At 73.8% G+C, this 19,477-nt stretch carries 15 protein-coding genes; 6 read left to right on the top strand and 9 right to left on the bottom strand.

All coding sequences use genetic code 11. The features are described 5' to 3' along the window. Positions 1-402: 402 nt before the first annotated feature. Positions 403-1,416 (bottom strand): LacI family DNA-binding transcriptional regulator, encoded by a 1,014-nt coding sequence (locus tag ACZ56B_RS31040; RefSeq protein ID WP_468797832.1) that lies wholly within the window; start codon positions 1,414-1,416, stop codon positions 403-405. 424 nt (positions 1,417-1,840) lie between these two features. Between ACZ56B_RS31040 and ACZ56B_RS31035 the strand changes: the two genes are divergently transcribed. Both ACZ56B_RS31035 and ACZ56B_RS31030 read left to right on the top strand, forming a co-directional pair. After that, the gene (locus ACZ56B_RS31035) at positions 1,841-2,806 is read left to right on the top strand and encodes a glycoside hydrolase family 6 protein (protein ID WP_468797829.1); all 966 of its coding nucleotides are present in this window, start codon (positions 1,841-1,843) and stop codon (positions 2,804-2,806) included. 391 nt (positions 2,807-3,197) lie between these two features. After that, complete coding sequence (locus ACZ56B_RS31030) at positions 3,198-5,024, top strand: glycoside hydrolase family 3 protein (protein ID WP_468797826.1); 1,827 nt, start codon at positions 3,198-3,200, stop codon at positions 5,022-5,024. Positions 5,025-5,160: 136 nt separating this feature from the next. Here ACZ56B_RS31030 and ACZ56B_RS31025 read toward each other — a convergent pair whose 3' ends face one another. Continuing rightward, complete coding sequence (locus tag ACZ56B_RS31025; RefSeq protein ID WP_468797823.1) at positions 5,161-5,346, bottom strand: DUF397 domain-containing protein; 186 nt, start codon at positions 5,344-5,346, stop codon at positions 5,161-5,163. Beyond that, the gene (locus tag ACZ56B_RS31020) at positions 5,343-6,233 is read right to left on the bottom strand and encodes a helix-turn-helix domain-containing protein (RefSeq protein WP_468797820.1); all 891 of its coding nucleotides are present in this window, start codon (positions 6,231-6,233) and stop codon (positions 5,343-5,345) included. Before ACZ56B_RS31020 ends, ACZ56B_RS31025 begins: the two co-directional genes overlap by 4 nt. Positions 6,234-6,549: 316 nt before the next feature. Between ACZ56B_RS31020 and ACZ56B_RS31015 the strand changes: the two genes are divergently transcribed. The 4 genes from ACZ56B_RS31015 to ACZ56B_RS31000 all read left to right on the top strand — a co-directional run bounded on the left by ACZ56B_RS31015 (position 6,550) and on the right by ACZ56B_RS31000 (position 10,027). Next, positions 6,550-6,774, top strand: coding sequence for a DUF397 domain-containing protein (locus tag ACZ56B_RS31015; protein ID WP_468797817.1), 225 nt, complete (start codon positions 6,550-6,552; stop codon positions 6,772-6,774). Positions 6,775-6,869: 95 nt separating this feature from the next. Beyond that, positions 6,870-7,337: a hypothetical protein gene (locus tag ACZ56B_RS31010; RefSeq protein ID WP_468797814.1), complete on the top strand. Its 468-nt coding sequence runs from the start codon at positions 6,870-6,872 to the stop codon at positions 7,335-7,337. A gap of 101 nt (positions 7,338-7,438) precedes the next feature. Beyond that, positions 7,439-7,912, top strand: a complete 474-nt coding sequence (locus ACZ56B_RS31005; protein WP_468797811.1) for an ATP-binding protein — start codon at positions 7,439-7,441, stop codon at positions 7,910-7,912. A 405-nt stretch (positions 7,913-8,317) separates the two neighbouring features. Then, on the top strand, positions 8,318-10,027 hold the full coding sequence (locus tag ACZ56B_RS31000) for a RecQ family ATP-dependent DNA helicase (protein WP_468797807.1): 1,710 nt from the start codon (positions 8,318-8,320) through the stop codon (positions 10,025-10,027). 349 nt (positions 10,028-10,376) lie between these two features. Here ACZ56B_RS31000 and ACZ56B_RS30995 read toward each other — a convergent pair whose 3' ends face one another. The 6 genes from ACZ56B_RS30995 to ACZ56B_RS30970 all read right to left on the bottom strand — a co-directional run bounded on the left by ACZ56B_RS30995 (position 10,377) and on the right by ACZ56B_RS30970 (position 19,294). Continuing rightward, positions 10,377-13,256, bottom strand: a complete 2,880-nt coding sequence (locus ACZ56B_RS30995; RefSeq protein ID WP_468797804.1) for a helix-turn-helix transcriptional regulator — start codon at positions 13,254-13,256, stop codon at positions 10,377-10,379. 973 nt (positions 13,257-14,229) lie between these two features. After that, positions 14,230-14,949 (bottom strand): DUF6182 family protein, encoded by a 720-nt coding sequence (locus ACZ56B_RS30990; protein ID WP_468797801.1) that lies wholly within the window; start codon positions 14,947-14,949, stop codon positions 14,230-14,232. Further along, a complete protein-coding gene (locus tag ACZ56B_RS30985) occupies positions 14,946-16,133 on the bottom strand; it encodes a hypothetical protein (protein WP_468797799.1) in 1,188 nt (395 codons plus the stop codon). Before ACZ56B_RS30985 ends, ACZ56B_RS30990 begins: the two co-directional genes overlap by 4 nt. Continuing rightward, the gene (locus tag ACZ56B_RS30980) at positions 16,130-16,993 is read right to left on the bottom strand and encodes an SAM-dependent methyltransferase (RefSeq protein ID WP_468797796.1); all 864 of its coding nucleotides are present in this window, start codon (positions 16,991-16,993) and stop codon (positions 16,130-16,132) included. The genes ACZ56B_RS30985 and ACZ56B_RS30980 overlap by 4 nt, the downstream gene beginning before the upstream one ends. Further along, the gene (locus tag ACZ56B_RS30975; RefSeq protein ID WP_468797793.1) at positions 16,990-18,690 is read right to left on the bottom strand and encodes a GH3 family acyl-acid amido synthetase; all 1,701 of its coding nucleotides are present in this window, start codon (positions 18,688-18,690) and stop codon (positions 16,990-16,992) included. Before ACZ56B_RS30975 ends, ACZ56B_RS30980 begins: the two co-directional genes overlap by 4 nt. Further along, the gene (locus ACZ56B_RS30970; RefSeq protein ID WP_468797790.1) at positions 18,677-19,294 is read right to left on the bottom strand and encodes a hypothetical protein; all 618 of its coding nucleotides are present in this window, start codon (positions 19,292-19,294) and stop codon (positions 18,677-18,679) included. Before ACZ56B_RS30970 ends, ACZ56B_RS30975 begins: the two co-directional genes overlap by 14 nt. Positions 19,295-19,477 lie beyond the last annotated feature (183 nt).

Genomic DNA, 19,477 nt, shown 5'->3' with positions numbered 1-19,477 from the left:
CCCCCCCCACCCCCCCCCCCCCCCCCCCCCCCCCCCCCCCCCCCCCCCCCCCCCCCCCCCCCCCCCCCCCCCCCCCCCCCCCCCCCCCCCCCCCCACCGTGGTCCGAGAGGCCCGTGTCACCCGCCCGCGCAGTGGGGGACGTTCAGTGACCGTCCCCCGGCGCGTGGACCGTGCTGCCGAGCGGAGTCAGGCAGCGGCGCACCAGGGCGAGCGTGCGTTCCGTGACCGCATCGAGCGGAGCACCGTGTTCGACGGCGGCAGGGGCCGTGTGCGGCATCCCGGCGATCAGGCCCGCCGTGAGCGCGGGCCCGGGGGCACCGAGCTGTCGGACAGCCGCACGGAACGTTCGACTTGTTCCAGGTGGAGTTCCGTAGCACGTCATGCCGCTCGGGGCGGGCCCGTCAGGCGCTGGAACGGGTGACCAGGCGCGTGGGCAGGATCAGCGGGGTGGGGTCCTGCCCGTCGACGAGCGCGACGAGCATGCGCGCCATCTCCCGTCCGAAGGCCGTCACGGGCTGGTGGACGGTGGTGAGCGGCGGGTCGGCGATCCGGGCGACAGCCAGGTCGTCGAAACCGACCACGGCGACGTCGGCGGGGACCGACCGGCCGGCCTCGCGCAACGCGCGCAGCGCTCCCGCCCCCATGTTGTCGTTGGCGGCGAACACCCCGTCCAGGTCGGGTCGCGCCGCCAGCAGCACGGCCATGGCGGCGGCTCCGCTGGGCTCGGTGAAGTCCCCCTCCTGCGGCGGGAACGGTTCGAGGCCGGCCGCCAGCATGGCGTCCCGGTAGCCGCGGTACCGGGCGCGCCCGGCCTCGGTGTCCAGACGCCCGCAGACGGCGGCCACACGAGTCCGGCCGCGCGAGACCAGGTACTCGGTCGCCTCGCGCGCTCCGCCGACGTTGTCGACGTCCACGTACCACCGGGGCGCCGGACCGACCGGACGCCCTCCGAACACGACGGGCATCTCGGCCTCCTCGGCCATGCGGATCAGTGGATCGTCCTCGCGCAGCGCCATCAGCATGACGCCGTCGACGCCCTGGGAGCGGAGGAGTCCCCCCACCCGCTCGCGGCCCCGGTCGGATGCGGCCAGGCACAGCATCAGGTGCAGGTCGGCCTCCTCCAGAGCGCCCGACGCACCCACGATCACCTGGGCGAAGAACGGATCCGCGAAGATCGACGGATCTTCCCCCGAGACGACCAGCGCGGCCGCTCCCGCCCGGCGGGTGGCCAGAGCGCGGGCGGTCGAGTGGGGCACGTAACCGAGCTGCCGGACAGCCCGTTCCACCGCCTCGCGTTTGGCGCGGCTGACGTGCGGGGCGTTGTTGAGGGCGCGGGAGGCCACGGAGCGGGAGACACCGGCGCGTTCGGCCACCTCGTCGAGCGTCGGCTGCCGACGCGGCGCATTCTCTGCCACGGACCGCGATCCTTCCCTCTCGACCGGACGGGAAACGTCTCACCCCGGCCCTGGCGGCGCCGCCACCCGCCCGGCGGGTGGGGCAGAGCGGCCCGGAGCCCTGGTGAGCGAGGGCTGGGACCGCTTCCAGCTCCAGGACCCCTGAGTCCGGTTTCCGCCATACCGAGGGCGAGCACACGACGACTCTTGACAGCTTCCACGGGCGACCACACGATACCGAGCACGCCCGAGGGACTTCCGGTGCCCTTGGGAGCGCTTCCAGTGGGAGCGCTCCCAAACTCGCCTCCGGTCCTTCGAGCGTCCCCGTCCCCGCTGAAAGGACCGTCGGCACAGGGGGACGTCGTACCACCGCACTTCCTCAGCGCGTCGCACGCTCGGGACGAGAGCAGGCGACGCACCCCCACCAGGAAACCGAGGTACCGTCATGCGCCGCAGACTCCGCGCCCTCACGGCAGCGCTCCTCGCCCTGCCGCTGGCGCTCGCCGTCGCACCGTCCGCCCACGCCGCCGACCCGACCACCATGACCAACGGCTTCTACGCGGACCCCGACTCCAGCGCCAAGAGGTGGGTCGCCGCCAACCCCGGCGACGGCCGGGCAGCCGCGATCAGCGCCTCCATCGCCCATACCCCGACGGCCCGCTGGTTCGGCTCGTGGAGCGGCGCCATCGGCACTGCCACGGGCGCGTACGCGGGGGCGGCGGACCGCGCGGACAAACTGCCCGTCCTCGTCGCCTACAACATCTACAACCGCGACTACTGCGGCGGGCACTCCGCGGGCGGAGCCGCTTCGCCGTCCGCCTACGCGACCTGGATCGCACAGTTCGCCGGCGGGATCGCCGACCGCCCGGCCGTCGTGATCCTCGAGCCGGACTCCCTCGGGGACTACGGCTGCATGACACCGGCTCAGATCGCGGAACGTCAGGGCATGCTCACCGGGGCCCTCGCCCAGTTCAACCGCCAGGCCCCCAACACCTGGGTCTACCTCGACGCCGGCAACCCCGCCTGGGCCGGCCCGGCGACCATGGCCCAGCGCCTTCACGAAGCCGGCCTCCGGCAGGCCCACGGCTTCTCGCTCAACATCTCCAACTACCTCACCACGGCCGAGAACACCGCCTACGGCAATGCCGTCAACAGCGAACTGAGCGCCCGCTACGGCTACACCAAGCCGTTCGTCGTGGACACCAGCCGCAACGGCAACGGCTCCAACGGCCAGTGGTGCAATCCCTCCGGCCGCCGCATCGGCACCCCCTCCCGGCTGGGCGGAGGCGCCGAGATGCTCCTGTGGATCAAGGTTCCGGGCGAGTCCGACGGCAACTGCGGCGTGGGAGCCGGCTCCTCGGCCGGACAGTTCCTCCCCGAGGTCGCCTACAAGATGATCTACGGTTACTGATCCGGGGCTCCCGGGGGCCCGGGGACGACTCCCCGCTGCCGCCGGACCCGAGGCGCCCGTGCGGGAGCGGCGAGGGCCCGGGTGCTCCGCCGCCCCCGTGCCGCCGCGAGCGCCTTGTCCGCCTCCCCTCGGGACACGGCCCCAGCCGGAGGACCGGCCCGCGGTCGCCCTCCAGGGGCGAGGGCCCCCGGGCCGGAGGTGGAGCACGGCACGGAGCCACCGGTCGGTGTGAGCGCGAGGTCGGGGCGTCCACGCGTACCGCAGGAGAGCCCTCAATTTGTCTAGACCTATTGCCCCGCCCGTGCTGCGCAGGCTACGTTTCCCGCTGTTCGGAGTCCCTCACGTTTCCTTCAACCTCCTTGACGCGCAAGGCTGGAAGGAGCATGTCCGCATGCAGGACCGGAGCCTGTCCAGGCGAACCGTTCTCGCCTCCGCGACCGTGATCGCCGCGAGTGCGACGGGCGCCGTGGGCGTGACGGCCACCCCCGCGGCCGCGCACAGGCGCGACGACCGCCTCAGGAAGATCATCTCCAGGATGAGCGTCGAGGCGAAGATCGGCCAGCTGTTCGTGCCGTACTTCTACGGTGCGTCGGCGACTTCTCCCAGCCAGTTCGACCAGGACCGCAACCTCAGGGAACTCGGCGTCCGCACCGTGGCCGAGCTCATCGCCAAGTACCACATCGGCGGTGTCATCTACTTCTCCGGCTGGACGAACAACATCCAGGACCCCCGCCAGGTCGCGGACTTGACGAACGGTGTGCAGCGGGCCTCGCTCGCCCTGCCCACCCCCATCCCGTCCCTGATCTCCATCGACCAGGAGCACGGGGCCAACGTCCGCATCGGCAGCGGCGCCACCCAGCTGCCGGGCGCGATGGCGCTCGGCGCGGGCCGCTCGCTCTCCGACGCGCGCACCGCCGGGCGGATATCGGGCACCGAACTCGCCGCCCTGGGCATCCACCAGAACTTCGCCCCGGTCGCCGACGTCAACGTCAATCCGGCCAACCCCATCATCAACGTCCGCTCCTTCGGCGCCGACGCCCGCGAGGTCGGCCGCATGGTGGCGGCCCAGGTGACGGGTTACCAGCAGGCCGGCGTCGTGGCCTGCGCCAAGCACTTCCCGGGCCACGGGGACACCGGGCAGGACAGCCACACCGAACTGCCCGTGATCACCCACACCCGCGAGGAGTGGGACCGCATCGACGCCCCGCCCTTCAGGGCCGCGATCGCCGCCGGCGTCGACTCGATCATGACCGCGCACCTCCAGGTCCCCGCGCTCGACCCCAGCAACGAACCGGCCACCCTGTCGCCCGTGATCCTCAAGGGCGTGCTGCGCGACGAACTCGGCTTCGACGGCGTGATCGTCACCGACGCCCTCAACATGCGCGGCGTGCGCACCAAGTACAGCGACGACCGCGTGCCCGTCCTCGCCCTCAAGGCCGGCGCCGACCAGCTGCTGTTCCCGCCGGACATCGACGTCGCCTACCACGGCGTCCTGGCCGCGGTCCGCAGCGGAGAGATCACCGAGGACCGGCTCGACGAGTCGGTCCTGCGCATCCTGCGGGTCAAGGACAAGGTCGGTCTGCTCAGCGGCAGCCCCTACACCTCCCCGAAGGAGGTCGACCGGGTCGTCGGCGCCCGCAAGCACCGGCTCGCCGCCGCCCGGATCGCCGAGCGCACCACCACCCTGCTGGTCAACGAGGACGGGGCGCTCCCGCTGCGCCGCGGGCAGAAGAAGCTGCTCGTGGTCGGCGCCAGCCCGGCCTTCCCCACCGACGACACCCGCACCACGGTGCCCGAGCTGGCCAAGGCGTTCGACGAACTGGGCTACGGCACCACCCACCTCGCCACCGGCCGGGAGCCCGACGCGGCGAAGATCGACGAGGCCGTGGCCGCCGCACGGGGACGGGACGCGGTGGTGGTCACCACCGACAACGTCGGCGCCACCAGCGCCCAGCGCACCCTGGTGTCCCGGCTGCTCGCGACGGGCGTCCCCGTCGTCCACCTCGCGGTGCGCAACCCCTACGACATCGCCCACCTCGGTGACGTCCCGGCCTCACTGGTCTCCTACTGCTGGACCGAGGTCGAACTGCGCGCCGCCGCCCGGGTGATCGCCGGCCGGGTCGAGCCGCGCGGCAAGCTGCCCGTGCCCGTCCAGCGGGCCGACGACCCGGCCGAGGTCCTCTTCCCCTCCGGGCACGGCCTGTCGTACGACGACTGACGTCCGCGTCCCCGGAGCACCTCGGCGACCGGTCCACCGACCGCGCGGCCCTCGGCCACGGGTCCGTGGCCGAGGGCTCCCGAACGCGGTGAGGGGTGCCGTCCGCCGGAGCAGCGGACGGCACCCCTCAAGTCGCTCAGCGTTGCGACGCGAACCGCACGAACCGCCCCCAGCCCTCGCGGCCGACGGCGAAGGCCGGGCGGGTCACGTCCTTGGAGTCCCTTACGTGGATGGCCTGCTCGGTGACGGCGACCTCCACACAGTCGTCGCCCGAGCTACCGCTATAGCTTGACTTGAACCAGGCGAGTTCCGTCGTGCTCATGCCTCTCCTCGCAGTCGCTCCAGCAAGGCCCGGGAATCTTTGGGGTGCAGGGCCTGCGACCGCAGTGTGTCATAGCGCTGCTGGAGAACTCTCACCTCTTTCGAGTCGCCAATCAGCCGTCCGCTTTCCTGGCCTTCCGAGTATGCGAGTCGACGCGCTTCCGGAGTTTCCAGTAGACGCAGAGGCCCATCCATGCACGAGTGGTACTCGGCTTCCAGCGGCATGATCTGCAACGTCACGTTGCGAGGTGACGTGTGCTCCAGGACGTGGTCCAGTTGCTCACGCCGTACATCGGCACCGCCCAGCCTCCGTCGTAGGACCGCTTCCTCGACGATGAAGTGAAACGGAACTGTCGGACGCTCGTACAGCATCCGCTGCCGCTCCATCCTCGCCTCGACCTGGGCTTCCAACTGCTCATCCGTCAGCAGCGGAATCCGGTTCTCGAAGAGGGCCCGCGCATAACCCTCCGACTGCAACAACCCCGGAACCAACCGGCACTCGTACGTGCACAGGCTCACCGCCTCCCGCTCCAGCCGCGCCCACCGCCGGAACCACACCGCGAGCCCCGCCTCGCCCCGCGTCAGGTGCCGGGCGGCCTTCCGCAGCGCACCGGTGTTGCCCAGGGCCTCCTCCGCGCGCTCCACGAACGCCTCGTCCGGCATCCGGCGGCCCAACTCCACCGACTCCACCGTGTGTCGGGAGTACTGGACCCGGGCGCCGAGGTCGGCCCGGCTGAGCCCCGCGTGCTCGCGCAGTGCCTGGACGACGGCGCCGAACGTGCGGAGGCTGTCGGACGGGTGGGGCTCCCGCTCCCCCTCCCCCGCCGGAACCGCCCGCGCGCCGGCGCCGCCTCCGGCCGCCTCCCCCTCGACTCCGACGATGTCCATGCGCCGCCCCTTTCCTCCGTACCGCGCCGTGACGGCTCCTCACGCCGTCCGGCGTTCACCGCTCAGCGTGGTGGAAAATCGGACGTACCGTCCACTCTTCGTGTCCGTACGCTGACTCAGCGTACGGGGTGCCACACTCGTCCCCGCCCCGTCCGACCGCCACCCTGAGGTCACGGGGAGCGAGGAGAAACCGTCCGTGTCCGCAGGTCACCCGCGGAAACGACCGGGCGGCCGCCTCCCCTCCCGTGCACTCCCGCCCACCACGGGCGGCGGCGGCCGGACCCGGCCGCGTTCGGACGAGCTGGAAGGTGCAGAGATGCAGAACGGAACCGACCTGTACGCGCTCGACATCAGCGGGGCCTCGTTCACCAAGGCGTGCGGCGGCCCCTGCACCGAGGGGTGCGTGACCCTGGCCCGGATCGGCGAGGACGCCTGGGCCCTGGGCGACAGCAAGCGGCTGGACGCCCAGCCGCTGCGCTTCACCACCGAGGAACTGGGCGCCGCCGGCATCGACCCGGCGCGCTTCGGCCTCGGCGCCTGACCCTCCCTCCCCTCCCCTCCCTTCCCCTCCCCGCCGCCGGCCGGACCGGGTCCCTCCCCGCGTCCGGCCGGCGCTCCTCGAGACGGGAACGACTCGTGCACCACCACGGCTATCTGTGGGCCGGCCCGAAGACGCGCTTCGACGACGAGGCCCTGCGGCGGCCCCCGCACCCCGATCCGCCCCCGGCCGGGAGCAGGCCGGAACTGATCGAGCGCCACCGCCAGGTGGCCGCGGAGTTCGCCACGTCGGACCTCCCGCCCCTGGAGACGGCGTACTGGCTCGTCAAGCCCCGCTCACTGGTGCGGGGCACCTGGGGCGAGGCGAAGGAGGCGGCGGCCTGGCTCGGTGAGCGGCTGGCCGAGTACGCCCCGCGGTTCGCGGCGGAGGGCGAGCGGGACACCGCGCGCCTGGCCCGGCTGGTGGACGCCGCCGCCGGACGGCTGCACGCGGGCGCCGACGTGTCGTACGGCCACTACCTCGAACGCCCCTCGTACCTCTCCCTGGCCGTGGTGACGTGCTCCCCCAACCGCGCGGTCCCCGAACTGGCCTGCCCGTGCGCGTAGGGAACCCGGCGCGCACCGGCTCCCCTCCGCGTCCGTACGCTCACCGCGCGTACGGGGCGCGGCACTCGTCCCCGCCCGCGTCCGGCCGCCACTCTGACGCCATGAACCACGCAACACCTCACGTCGGCGCCCCCGTCGGCACCTTCACCCAGCTGCTGTCGTCCACGCGGCGCGGCGCCCGGCTCGCCCGGCTCCTCGCGGTGACCGAACTGCGCTCCCGGGGCGCCTCGCGGGACCTCACGGAGCGCGCCGAGACCGTCGTCGCGGAGCTGGCCGCCAACGCCGTCCTCCACGGCCGCGTGCCCGGACGCTGCTTCCGGCTCACGCTCGCCCTCGACCCGACCGCCGGGCGCCTGCGCGTCGAGGTCACCGACGCCCGCGGGGAGCTGTGGCCGCGGATTCCCGCGGCGGACCCCGGCCCCGACGCGCTCCCCACCGGCGGACGCGGTCTGGCGCTCGTCGCCGCGCTGGCCGACCACTGGGACTGCGTCCCCCACCCGCCCGGCGGCAAGACCGTCCGGGCGGTGCTCTCGGCACCGCCCGGTGCGGATCCTTCCGTTCCCGGCGGTGCGTGAGGACCCGGCCGGATCCCAGGACCACGCCCGGCCGTCCGGCCGGACCGCCCACGGTCGCGGGTCCGGTGCGGGGTGGTGCGCGCGCCCTTCACTGGCTTGTCGTGCGCGAGCCACCTCCGGACGCCCGCAAGGTTTTGCTGCACCTTTCCAACAGGCGACGCATCCCGGGTACGGGCACGAACCACCGGGCGCAGCCGCCCCGGGCCCTCGGCCCGTCCCTCGCGCGAGGTCCGTCACCTGCGGCTGTACGACCGGGGATCCCGGGGTACCCGGGCGGGAGGGTTCCCGCAAGTGCCTCGGAGCCCGATCGCGAGGAGGCTTCGTGACCCTGCACGCAGGAGGCGCGGTCGCCGCCGTCGGCCGGCGCGGTCCGCGCCGGCCGACGGCCGGACGGACGGACACGCCATGACCGGGCGCACCGGGAACACGGCGTCCCGGGCGCCCGGGACGCCCACGAGCCCGCGCCACCGGATCGCCGAGCTGCGCCGCATCGCCCGGGAGCGTTTCGGATGGAGCGACCTGGCTCCCGAGCAGACGGAGGCGATGGGTGCGCTGCTGGACGGCCACGACGTGCTGGTGGTCATGCCCACCGGTTCCGGCAAGTCGGCGATCTACCAGGTGCCGACCGTCGTGCTCGGCGGCCCCGCCGTCGTGGTGTCGCCGCTGATCTCCCTGCAGCGCGACCAGGTCGCCGGACTGCGGCGGAGCGCGGCGCCGGACGCCGTGGCCGTGAACTCCGCGCAGCCGGAGTCGGCCGTCGAGGAGGGCTGGCGGGCGGTCCGGGAGGGCGACGCCGAGTACCTGTTCATGTCACCGGAGCAGCTCGCCAAGGACACCGTCCTGGAGAGGCTGCGCGGCCTGAACCCCTCGCTCTTCGTCGTCGACGAGGCCCACTGCGTCTCCACCTGGGGGCACGACTTCCGTCCCGACTACCTGGGTCTGGGGGAGGCCGCCGAACGGCTGGGCCGCCCACCGGTGCTGGCGCTGACCGCGACGGCCGCGACCCCGGTCCGGGCCGACATCCTCGAACACCTCCGCATGCACGACGCGACGGTCGTGAGCACGGGGACCGACCGGCCCAACATCCACTTGGACGTGCGCGCCTTCACCGACGACGACGGCAAACGCGCCGCCGTCTCGCAGTGGACGGCCGAGGCGCACGGCCCGGGCATCCTGTACACGGCCACCCGCAAGGACGCCGAGACCTACGCGGCGCGACTGCGGCAGGACGGCGTCGAGGCCGAGGCCTACCACGCCGGGATGAAGGCGGTGGACAGGCGCCGGATCCAGGACGGTTTCATGGCCGGTCGTCCCGCCGTGGTGGTGGCCACCTCGGCGTTCGGGATGGGCATCGACAAACCCGACGTGCGGTTCGTCGCCCACGCGTCCGTCCCGGAGTCCCTGGACTCGTACTACCAGGAGATCGGACGCGCCGGCCGGGACGGGGAGCCCGCCCGCGCGGTGCTGTTCTACCGCCCCGAGGACCTGGGGCTGCAGAAGTTCCTCACCGCCCGGGCGCTGGACACCGGGGAGCTGAGGAAGGTCATGAACGTACTGCTCGGGCAGGACGTCCCGCAGAGCCGCACCCGGGTGGCGCAGCTGTCCGGACTGTCCCGCCGCAAGGCCGCGGACCTGCTGAACCTGCTGGAGGAGGCCGGAGCGGTGACCTGCGAGGGCAGGCGCCGCACGGTGCGGGCGTCGGCCGGCCGCACGGCGGAGGAGGCCGCCGAAGGAGCGGCGGAGGTGTTCGAGCGGCGCCGCCGGATGGACCGTTCGCGCATCGAGATGATGCGCGGCTACGCGGAGACCCGGACGTGCCGCCGCCAGTACCTCCTGGGCTACTTCGGCGAGCGGCTCGACCGGCCCTGCGGGCGGTGCGACCTGTGCCACCGGGACCGTGACGGCCGCACCGGGACCACGCGCCGGGAACCCGCCCGTCCCCCCGGGCACCGTGCGCCCTACGAGCCGAACGACAGGGTGCGTCACGCCGAATGGGGTGAGGGCACGGTCATGCGCATCGAGGAGGACCGCGTCGTGGTGCTGTTCGAGCAGGTCGGCTACAAGACGCTGTCCCTGGCGGCCGTGGCGGAGCACGGCCTGCTGACCGGCGCCTGATCCGCACCGGGCGGCCGGCTCCGCCGCCACCGCGGGGCCGGCCGCCGGGGCCGCCCGGTCGCCCGACGCCCGGCGGGGCCGGGCCGCGTGCGGCTCGCAGGGGCCCGGCTCGCCGACCAGTCCGCCGGCGGGCTCGCGACCCCTTCCAGCACCGCCTTCTCGGCGGGGGCCGGGCTCCCGCCCCGCGCGCGGCCGGGACCGGCGGCCTGCGTCGAGGCGGTCCGGATCGACGGTGGCCCGGGGCTGATCGTCCGCGTCGACGGGGAGATCGGCGGCGTGGCGGCGGCGCGGGCCGGGAACGGCTGCCCCACCCGCGAAAGCGCGCGGTCGGGTCGGGGCTCCGCGGCCCTCACGACAAGGCCGCGTCCACGGGCGCGGGGCAGGCCGCCGCCAGGTCGTCCCGTCGTTTGACCCGGAGTTTCCGGTAGATGCGGGTGAGGTGCTGCTCCACGGTGCTCACCGTGACGAACAGCTTCGAGGCTATCTCGCGATTGCTGTAGCCGATGCCGGCCAGCCAGGCGACACGCTGTTCGGCCGGGCTCAGGGTGGTGAACGCCCCGCTCCCCGCGGGTCCCCGACCGGCCCGGGCGCCCGGTGGAGGTGGGGGCGCGGTCCTGGCGACCGGGCCGGGGAGCACGGTCTCCGTACCGGGCCCGGGCGCTTTTCGAAGGCTCCGTTTCAGCGCGCCCTCGAAACCGCCCGCCCGCGCCATGCGCAGGGCCCGCCGCATCAGGGAACGACCGGTCTCCACCTGCCCGAGCGCGTAGTGGACCTGGCTCAACTGTTCCATGACACGAGCGAGTTCGACAGGATCACCGGATTCCTCCAGCAGGCTCATCGCCTCGCGCAGCGGACCCCCTCGCCGCTCGACGGGCCGCGTCAGCGCCAAGACGCGCAAGGCCTGGGCCTTCAGCCGGGCCAGGCCGTCGCCCGCCGCGGCGATCGTCTCCTCCGCCATCCGGACCGCCTCGTCCTTCCGGCCCAGGAGCAGGTACGCCTCGGCGGTGCCCGCCTGCCACGGGCACGCCAGCATCGGGGGGTGCCCTCCCTGCCGCTCGGCCTCGCCGCAGGCCAGGAAGTCGCGGAGCGCCGCGTAGGCGTTGTTCGTGGCGAGGTGGTACTGCCCTCGGGCGTACAGGTACACCCTGCCGAAGTGCGAGTCCAGCATCGCCGGCGGCACCGGGATGCCGAGGACGTCGGCCGCCTCGGCCGGTTTTCCGCGCCGGGTCAGCGCGAGGACCAGGATGCTCAGCGGCAGGCCGACGGCCACTCCCCAGGCCTGCGGCCGTTCGAGCGCGACCCGGGCATGGGCCTCGGCCTCCTCCAGCCTTCCCTGGGCGAAGAAACCGGCGGCCTGCAGACCGCGCAGCAGCGCCCGCTGGAAGGGGCTCAGGCGCTCGAAGAGCTGCGCGGAGACTCCGTCGATCTGCGGCATGGCCGGCCAGGAGGCGCTGACGTGGCGCAGCAGCAGGAAGCAGTAGTGGTACTGGTTGACGTCCGGCGTCTGCGCCTCGGCGTCTCCCGCCGCGAAGAAGGCCGACGCCAGTTGCCCGACGATGACGCGGTACAGGCCGTCCGCCCCGGTCCGCATCAGGTCGTGCGTGGACAGGACCGCCTGCGGCCAGGTCGGAACGGCCCGGCACAGCACCTGCCACGAGGCCGTGTCCGGGGTGGGCGGCGCCCCCGTGCCCGGCGCCTGCGCGTCCGCTTCCCGCAGGCCGGTGAAGAACAGGCTCAACAGCTCTTCGGCAAGGGCGAGTTCGGCAGCCGTCTCCGGGCTCCCGCCCGCTCGGTCCCCCAGCAGCCCCAGCACTGTCCTCGCCTCGTCGAGGCGCCCGTGCCAGACGAGCATCTGCGCCAGCAGCATGAGGTCGCGGTCCCGCAGCCGGCCCTCGCGTGCGGCGGCCACCAGGTCGGCCAGGTGGCGCGCGGCCACGTAGGCGTCCACCTGCCACTTGGTCCGGGCGACCGCCATGAGCAGTTCGATGTGGTCGTCCGTGCCGCTCTTGAAGCCGTGCGCCGACTCCATCAGTTCGACGGCCTCGTGCCACCGGCCCTCGGCCTTCGCCTGCCCGGCGGCCTCACGCAGGACGGAGACCTCCCAGTCCGCCGTGACGGTCCCCGTCGCCGTGATGCACCGGGCGACGTCGAGGGACGGCGCCCCGGCCTCGTAGAGCAGCCGGGCGGCGCTCCTGCTCAGCTCGGCGCGGCCGGTGAAACCGGTGTCCTCCCACACCGCCGCCCGCATCGCCGGATGCCGGAAGCGTCCGCCGGTCACCAGGCCGCTGTCCTCCAGCAGGCCCAGAGCCGTCACCACCTTCACCGGCTCGACCCCGCTCAGCGCACCGAGCAGGTCCGGCGACCGGACGTCGCCGAGCACCGCCAGGGCGCGGGCGACCCGCTCGACGCTCTCCGGCCGGTGCGCGCAGAGCAGGAGGGAGACCGTCTCGCGGAACGCGCCCCCCAGGACGGGAGTCCATTTCTCGGGAGGAACGTCCCGGTGCGCGCACCGGGAGTCGTACGCGATCGCCGACACCAGGCGAGGGTTTCCTCCGCTTGTCTCCAGGACACCTTCGACGTATTCCTCGGAAAATCGGTGTCCCGTCAACCCGTGAAGAAGCTGCACCGCACTCCGGTGCGTGAGGTGCGTGAGGTGCAGAATCAGCGGCCGGGTATTCATCATGATGGCGGCCCGTAAGGATCGGTATTCCTTGCCCTGGTCCGTCCGGTCGGTCAGCACGAGGAACACCTTCTGCTGGCGGAGCCGATTGCTCAGAAAGCGCAGGATCTTCATCGAGGCGGCGTCGCCGTAGTGCGTGTCGTCCACGACGGCCACCACGGGACCCCGCTCGGCGAGATCCCGCAGAGCGTCGCCGACGAGTGCCTTCGCCTGCCGCACGAGCAGTTCCGCGTCGCGGCCCGGTGACCGCGACGCGTCTTCCCCGTGCTGCGCGAGGAGGGCGCTCAGCTGGGCCCCGACGCCGTCACGGGTCTCGGCGCACCCGCGGAACCACTGCTCGATGACGCTCAGCGAAGACCGCTGCTCGCCCGGGCACCCGGCGGCGTACAGGGTGACCATCCCCGCCGCACCGGCCCGCTCCGCGAGCCGGTCGAGGAGGGTGGTCTTCCCCGATCCCGCAAACCCTCTGACGACGGCTATTCCACCGCCCTTACGACCGGGATTTCGAATGTAATCCCAGGCCGACTGCAGCGCGTCATCGTGATCCACCAGCAAATTACAGCCATCTCTCTCGGTCGGTCGACATTCCACTCGGGTCCTGCCGTGCGACACGACGGTGACCGTTTCGGCACTCTCCCTGCTTCTCAGGCTACTGCGTCGCTGATCATTCGCAAGCGACCCGAGAGAACCCGACAAACATGGGAGTTTTTGACGCCTCGGTGAACCCGTGGCGCAGTTTTCACGTCGGGGGAACGTCGGGGAGGCCGTGCGCCGCCCGGCCGTCCCGGAAACCGGTCACAAAGCGGGCACCGGCAGCGCGCGCTCACGTCGCACCGCGGCAGCGGGCCATGACGACGGCACACCCCGTGAGCTCGATCGCGTGACGGTGTGCTCGCGGGCCCGCGGCCCTCCGGACCGACCGGGTCGGCGTGAGCGCCCGGTCCGGAACGCCGGGGAGGACGCCGGCACACGGGGTCCCGCTCCGCCGGAGTGACGGGCCGACACGGTGGGGGGAGCGGCCCGCCCGCGGCCCGTCGGTGGGCAATCGAGCGGCAAGCGGGCTCGGGAAGGGGCGCGTGGATGCCGGCCCGGCGCGTTCTCAGCGGACGTGCGGGCGTTCGACGCCGTGGAGCCGGGCGGGACCGCGCTCGGCGCCCCGGCGGCGGATGGCCGGTCCCGTGCCGTGGCGGGTGCCGCGGCGGGCGACGGCCGGCGCCGGGGCGGGCGAGCCGTCCGCCGCGGCGGACGGCGGGTTCCCCCCGTCGTCGGGACGGCACTCGCGGTGCCCCGGGCATGCGGCCTCGGGGCTCCGGGAATTCCCGCGGCCCGGCCGGGCCCGGCCGTCGCGGAAATCAGCGCGGCCCCCGCTCGTCCCCCCGCGACCTCCTCGGTCTCCGGGAGGGTGGGCACTCCATCGGAATCCCGCGGCCCGGCCGGCTGCGCGTCACTCCGGGGTGACCTGCTTTTCCCTCCGGCACCCGAACGGAAAACGGCGCGGGGAAGAAGACACCGGGGCCCGCGGTCAGGCCGTTCGGCCGGCGCCGAGGGCCGCGTAGGCGCGCAGCCGGTGGGGCTGCCCGTGCTGGGTGCCGACGCGCAGGGCCGCGAAGGGGCCCGTGACCCCGGCCAGGTGCGGGAGGGGCCGCAGCGTCAGCCGGTCGCCGGGGCCCAGGAGGCCGTCGAGGACCGCCTCGCTCACCAGATGGTGCAGATGGACCAGGCACGCGGCGATCGTCAGGCCGGCCGTGGCCAGGTACAGCTCGCGGTGCACCGGGGCACGGTCGCCGGCGGAACCGTCCGCGGGCAGTTCGACGGCCGTACGAGGCAGGGCGGGCAGCTCGGCCGTGGCGGGGAACAGTTTGAGCAGCCGGCGCAGGGTCGTGCTGTGGCCGGCGGGCGCCGGACCGAGCCAGGCGGTCGAGCCGTCGCCGGCGACATGGTCGAAGTCGAACCGCTCGCGCAGGTTGGCCGGGTTGCCGGCCAGGAAGACGGTGCGCGTGAAGTCGTGGCGCCAGGCCGTCGCCGCCTCGGGGCCGATCCGGCGGGCGAAGGCGTACGTCTCCCCCAGCCAGGCGGGCAGGTCGAAGCCGCGCAGCACGCAGACCGCCAGCACCTTGGGGTCCTCGCGCTCCGTCGGCGACTCCCCGTCGGCCGGCGGGTCGACCCGCGCGGCCGGCTCGGGCCGGGCGGCGCGGATGCGCCGGGCGTTCTCGGCGCGCAGCAGCTGCTGGGAGATGATCACAGGTAGACCGCCTCCAGGAGGTCCCGGGACGGAGCGGGGCGGCGCCTGGCCAGCAGGCTGGACGTCAGGCGGTAGGGGTTGACGTGCAGGTGGTCCTTGCGGTGGCGGGCCAGTACGTCCGGCACGGCGGCCGGATCGGGTTCCCGGCCGTCCGACAGCAGCCGGGAGGCACGGGTCAGGCTCTGGCGCAGTACGTCCCGGCGGAACGACTCCTGCCGGCCCGCACCGAGCACCGCTATGAAGTACAGGCGCATGCCGAGGCGCAGCACCGCCTCGTCACACCCCTCACCCGTCTCGTCCAGGAGCTCCCCGGCCGTGTGCCCCCGCCAGCCGCCGTGGCGCGCGGACCGGACGCGGCCGTCGATCGGGACGCGGTCGAGCACGACGCGGCGCACGGCTGGTGCCGCCCCGCCCGTCACCGCGGTGCCGGCGGCCGCCAGCACGCGTTCCACCAGGTGGTAGTCGGCCTCCAGCTCCCGGTCGTGCAGCAGGACGACCTCGTCGAAGGACGGGGCGAGCGGCAGGAGTTCGCGCATCATGCAGGCCAGGTAGTTGGGCCGGCCGTGGGGGTCGACGATCTGGCGCAGCGGCAGACCGTACCGGGTCGCGTCCAGGTACACGGGCCCTCCGCAGGCGCGCAGGTCCAGGCAGAGCCCCAGGTCGGACAGCCGCTCGATCGACTCCTCGGCGCCGAGGGCCGGCGGCTGGTGCGCCAGCAGCCCGGGGTCGTGCATGCCCAGGCGCGCGTAGTGGGCCGTCCAGAGCTCCAGGACCCGGGCGCCGGCCGGGTGCACCCAGCCGTGCGCCTCCACCGCTTCGGCGTAGGGGCGCAGGGCCGCGGCGCCGGCCTTCTCCCGCTGTGCCCGGTAGCCGACGTACATCTCACCGATCCGCTCCTCCGACAGTCCGGAGTAGTCGATGTCCCCGACCGTACTGTCGAGGTGCTCCCAGAAACCCAGCGTCTGCTCGGTCAGGTGGTAGGTGGTGGGGCTGTAGCGGTAGGTGACGTCGGCCAGTCCGCTGCTGGCCCGGTACATCACGTCGGTCCAGAGCAGGCCCTTGAGGTGGCTGGGGGTGAGCGGCTTGGACGGGGTGACGGTGATCGGCGCCAGCAGCACCCGGGGCCCGCCCGGCCGCCGCTCCCGGGCGGCGGCCGGGTCCCGCGCGGTCAGGGCGTCGTTCATGCCGGCCGTCTCCGCCCGTGGACGAAGAACACCCGCCGCACGCCCGTCACCGAGCGCTCGGGCACCGCGTCCGGCCACCGGCCGTAGTCGGCGGCCGGGTCGCCGGGCTGTACCGCCTCCACCTGGAAGCCGTGCGCGTCGAACAGCGCTTCGGGCTCGTCGGTGCCGAACACCCACGGGCAGCCCCAGCCGGCGAACACGTCCAGGAGGGCCCGGACGTCCGGCAGCGTCAGCGCCGCCGCGTTGACCAGGTCCGCGGCGATCCGGCTGCCCGGCGCCATGAGGGCCGCCACCCGGTCCAGCAGGCGGTGCGCGTCCTCCTGGGCGACGTAGTAGAGCAGGCCCTCCAGGAGCCAGACGGAGGGGCGGGCCGGGTCGTACCCGGCCGCGAGGAGTCCGTCCTGCCAGCCGGGCCGGGTGAGGTCGAGCGCCACGGCCCGCCGGTCGGCCCGCGGCCGCACGGACCGCAGCCGCTCCTCCTTGTGGGCCAGCACGGCGGGCCGGTCGAGCTCGAAGAAGCGCGTGCCGTCGGGCCACCGCATGCGGTAGGCCCGCGAGTCCATTCCGGCGGGAGCGAGCACGACCTGCGCGGTGCCGCCGGCGCGGACCGCGTCCTGGAGGAGGTCGTCCAGGAAGCGGGTGCGGATGGCGTTGTAGTCGGGGGTGCTGGGCACGGTGCGCTCCCGGCCGCGCGGGAACGTGGCCTCACGTATCTCCCGCAGCAGCGTCATTCCCGCGTTCCCCGCCAGCCGGGCGGCGTAGGGGTCGTCGAAGAGCCGGTCCGCGCGGCTCGTCTCCGCCGCGCGCAGCGCGGCCGTCAGCAGGGACGTCCGCTCGACGGCGTCCAGGGTGTTCGTCATGCCTGTCCTTCCCCGGCGGGCCGTGAGGGGCCGGTCAGTCGTTCCCACAGGGCCGGGTCCTGCCGGAAGAGCCGGTCCTTCACCTGGGTCGGCCGGACGCCGGCGGCCACGGCCGTGTGCCAGTCCGCCAGGAACGCGTCCTCGGCCAGCAGGTTCACCGTCGGGGCGCCCAGGCGTCCCTCGGAGCGTGCCGTGCGGTAGTCGCCCGACTCACCGCCGATCGCGGTGTCGAGCAGCGCGGCGAAGCGCGCGGCCTCCGCGGGGGACCAGGCGCCGTACGGTGCCAGCGCGAACTCGTACGACGGCGTACCGCCCTCCGGGCCGAGGACCCGGCAGGCGGCGTTGCGCACGTCGAGCCCGGTGCTCCGGGCCACCGCGGCCAGGGCCCGGAGCACCTGTGCGTCCCGCAGGCGTTCCCCGGCGGCGTCCGACCGGGTGGCGCGCCCGGCGTACTCGACCCGCGGCACTCCGTCGAAGCGGTCCACCACCCGGACCACGTCACCCACCGCGTAGCGGTACAGCCCGCCGATGTGGCTGAAGACGACGTGGTAGTCGCGCCCCGCTTCGAGTTCGTCCCACGTCAGCGTCTCGGCGTCGGGCCCGACGTCGTCGTCGGCGTCCAGGAACTCGTACACCGAGGCGCCCACGGTGAGCGAACAGGCCGAGGTGTGCCGGTCGAGCGCGACGCCCACCGGCCCTTCCGAGGCGGCGACCGGTGCGGGCAGCGTGGCCACGCCGGGGCCGAACTCCTCGCGCAGCCGCGGCAGGTAGAGCGCGGCCATGCCGGTGGTCCAGCAGAACAGCGCCCGCATGCGCGGCCAGACGTGGGCCGGGCGGATCGTGCCGAAGTGGTGGGCGAGGCGCTCCAGTTCCCGCGCCCGCTCGGGGTCGGGGTCGGTGCGGGGCACACCGCCGAGCGTGCCGTCGTGGATCTCCTTCACCAGCCGGGGCCACCACAGCCGGAGTTGGTGGGGCAGGGCGGCCACCATGGCCGGGTTGATCCCGATGACGCAGCGTACGTCCCTGGTGACCGCGAGGCGCAGCCGCAGGTACGTCTTCTCCAGGTGCTCGTGCGCCTCGACCGGCACGGGAAGGGTGCCCCAGGGCGCGCCCGTACCGGGTTCGGCCGACAGCGGCTCGCCGAACTTCGCGCCGAAGTCGACCTGGCTGGCACCCACGTGCGGCCGCCCCGAGGCGGTGGTGGGCGGGGCGCTCAGGGGATCGTGCTTCAGGTTGAGCACGGCGTCCGGGCGGCCGAGCACGTCGGGGAAGTGCTCGACGAGCGGGGCCCAGGCGGCGTAGTAGAACGGGAAGAAGGTGCGCCGCATGAAGCTCGGGGTGACCGGGACCTTCTTGTGCGCGCCCGTCGTGCCGCTGCTGGTGAAGTACACGGCGGGATCGTCGGCGCTGAGCACGTTGCTCTCGCCGGCCGCCATCCGTTCGATGAAGGGCCCCAGGGCGGCGTAGTCGTTGATCGGGACGGCCTTGCGGAGGTCGCTCAGGTCACGGACCGAGCCGAAGCCGTGGGCGCGCCCGTACTCGGTGCCCGCGTTGAACTCCGTGAGTTCGCGCAGCACGCGCTGCTGCCGCCCCCGGGCATCGGCCAGCGCGGCGGCGATGCCGTCCCGCTCGCCGAGGACACGCCGCCGGTAGCGGCGGACACGGTCGGGGTCCGCCCACTCCTCAGACAGGTTCATGGACGCCCAGCACCTCCCGGATCTCCCGCGCGACGGTGGAGACCCGGTCCCGTTCGCCGATGAACGAGACAGGCAGCGAGCGGACCTCTTCCCGCAGCGCCTCGTTCAGGTCGGCCTGGAAGCGCTCGAAGGACGCGCGGTCGCCGTGCGCGCCGTAGTGCTCCAGCGGGTTGAGGTCGCGGCCCTCTCCGCAGCGCCGCCAGGCCGTCTCGGCGGACACCTCCAGGAAGACGACCTGCCGGGGCTGGGGGAAGGACCGCCACCAGTCGAACAACGGGTGCTCGTCCAGCCCGGTGAGACGGCACTTGGCGAGCATCTTGTAGTAGTAGGAGTCCACCAGCACGGGGACGTCGTCGGGGCCGCGCGTGATGCCGTCCCTCAGGTGCAGCACGGCCGTCTGCAGCATCGTCAGCATGAAGTCGGCCGAGTAGTGGTGGTGCAGGGCGGGCATCACGTCGCCCACCAGTCCGCGGCGCAGCCGGGCGATCAGCGAATGCCCGGGGCCGAGCAGTTCGTCGTCGACGGAGACGATCCGCACACCGCCGGTGCGTCCGGCGAGTTCCCTCAGCGCGGCGGACTTGCCCGCGTAGTCGGTGCCCAGCACGACGGAGAACGGTGGCGTCGCCCGGTCCACCGCGTCCTGCGCGTCCGTGCCGGCCGGCCATCGGGCGCGGTGTGCTCCGGTGGCGGGGGGGGGGGGGGGGGGGGGGGAGGGGGGGGGAGGGGGGGGGGGGGGGGGGGGGGGGGCGCCCCCCCCCCCCCCCCCCCCCCCCAAGAAAACACAAAC

This window comes from Streptomyces sp. NPDC034670 (assembly GCF_055574875.1).
Note: the sequence above shows the minus strand (reverse complement) of the source record. Positions and strands in the feature narration are given on the sequence as shown.

Coding starts and splice junctions, on each gene's coding strand:
- ACZ56B_RS31035 (WP_468797829.1), top strand. CDS start 1,841: ATGCGCCGCAGACTCCGCGCCCTCACGGCAGCGCTCCTCGCCCTGCCG.
- ACZ56B_RS31030 (WP_468797826.1), top strand. CDS start 3,198: ATGCAGGACCGGAGCCTGTCCAGGCGAACCGTTCTCGCCTCCGCGACC.
- ACZ56B_RS31025 (WP_468797823.1), bottom strand. CDS start 5,346: ATGAGCACGACGGAACTCGCCTGGTTCAAGTCAAGCTATAGCGGTAGC.
- ACZ56B_RS31020 (WP_468797820.1), bottom strand. CDS start 6,233: ATGGACATCGTCGGAGTCGAGGGGGAGGCGGCCGGAGGCGGCGCCGGC.
- ACZ56B_RS31015 (WP_468797817.1), top strand. CDS start 6,550: ATGCAGAACGGAACCGACCTGTACGCGCTCGACATCAGCGGGGCCTCG.
- ACZ56B_RS31005 (WP_468797811.1), top strand. CDS start 7,439: ATGAACCACGCAACACCTCACGTCGGCGCCCCCGTCGGCACCTTCACC.
- ACZ56B_RS31000 (WP_468797807.1), top strand. CDS start 8,318: ATGACCGGGCGCACCGGGAACACGGCGTCCCGGGCGCCCGGGACGCCC.
- ACZ56B_RS30985 (WP_468797799.1), bottom strand. CDS start 16,133: ATGAACGACGCCCTGACCGCGCGGGACCCGGCCGCCGCCCGGGAGCGG.
- ACZ56B_RS30980 (WP_468797796.1), bottom strand. CDS start 16,993: ATGACGAACACCCTGGACGCCGTCGAGCGGACGTCCCTGCTGACGGCC.
- ACZ56B_RS30975 (WP_468797793.1), bottom strand. CDS start 18,690: ATGAACCTGTCTGAGGAGTGGGCGGACCCCGACCGTGTCCGCCGCTAC.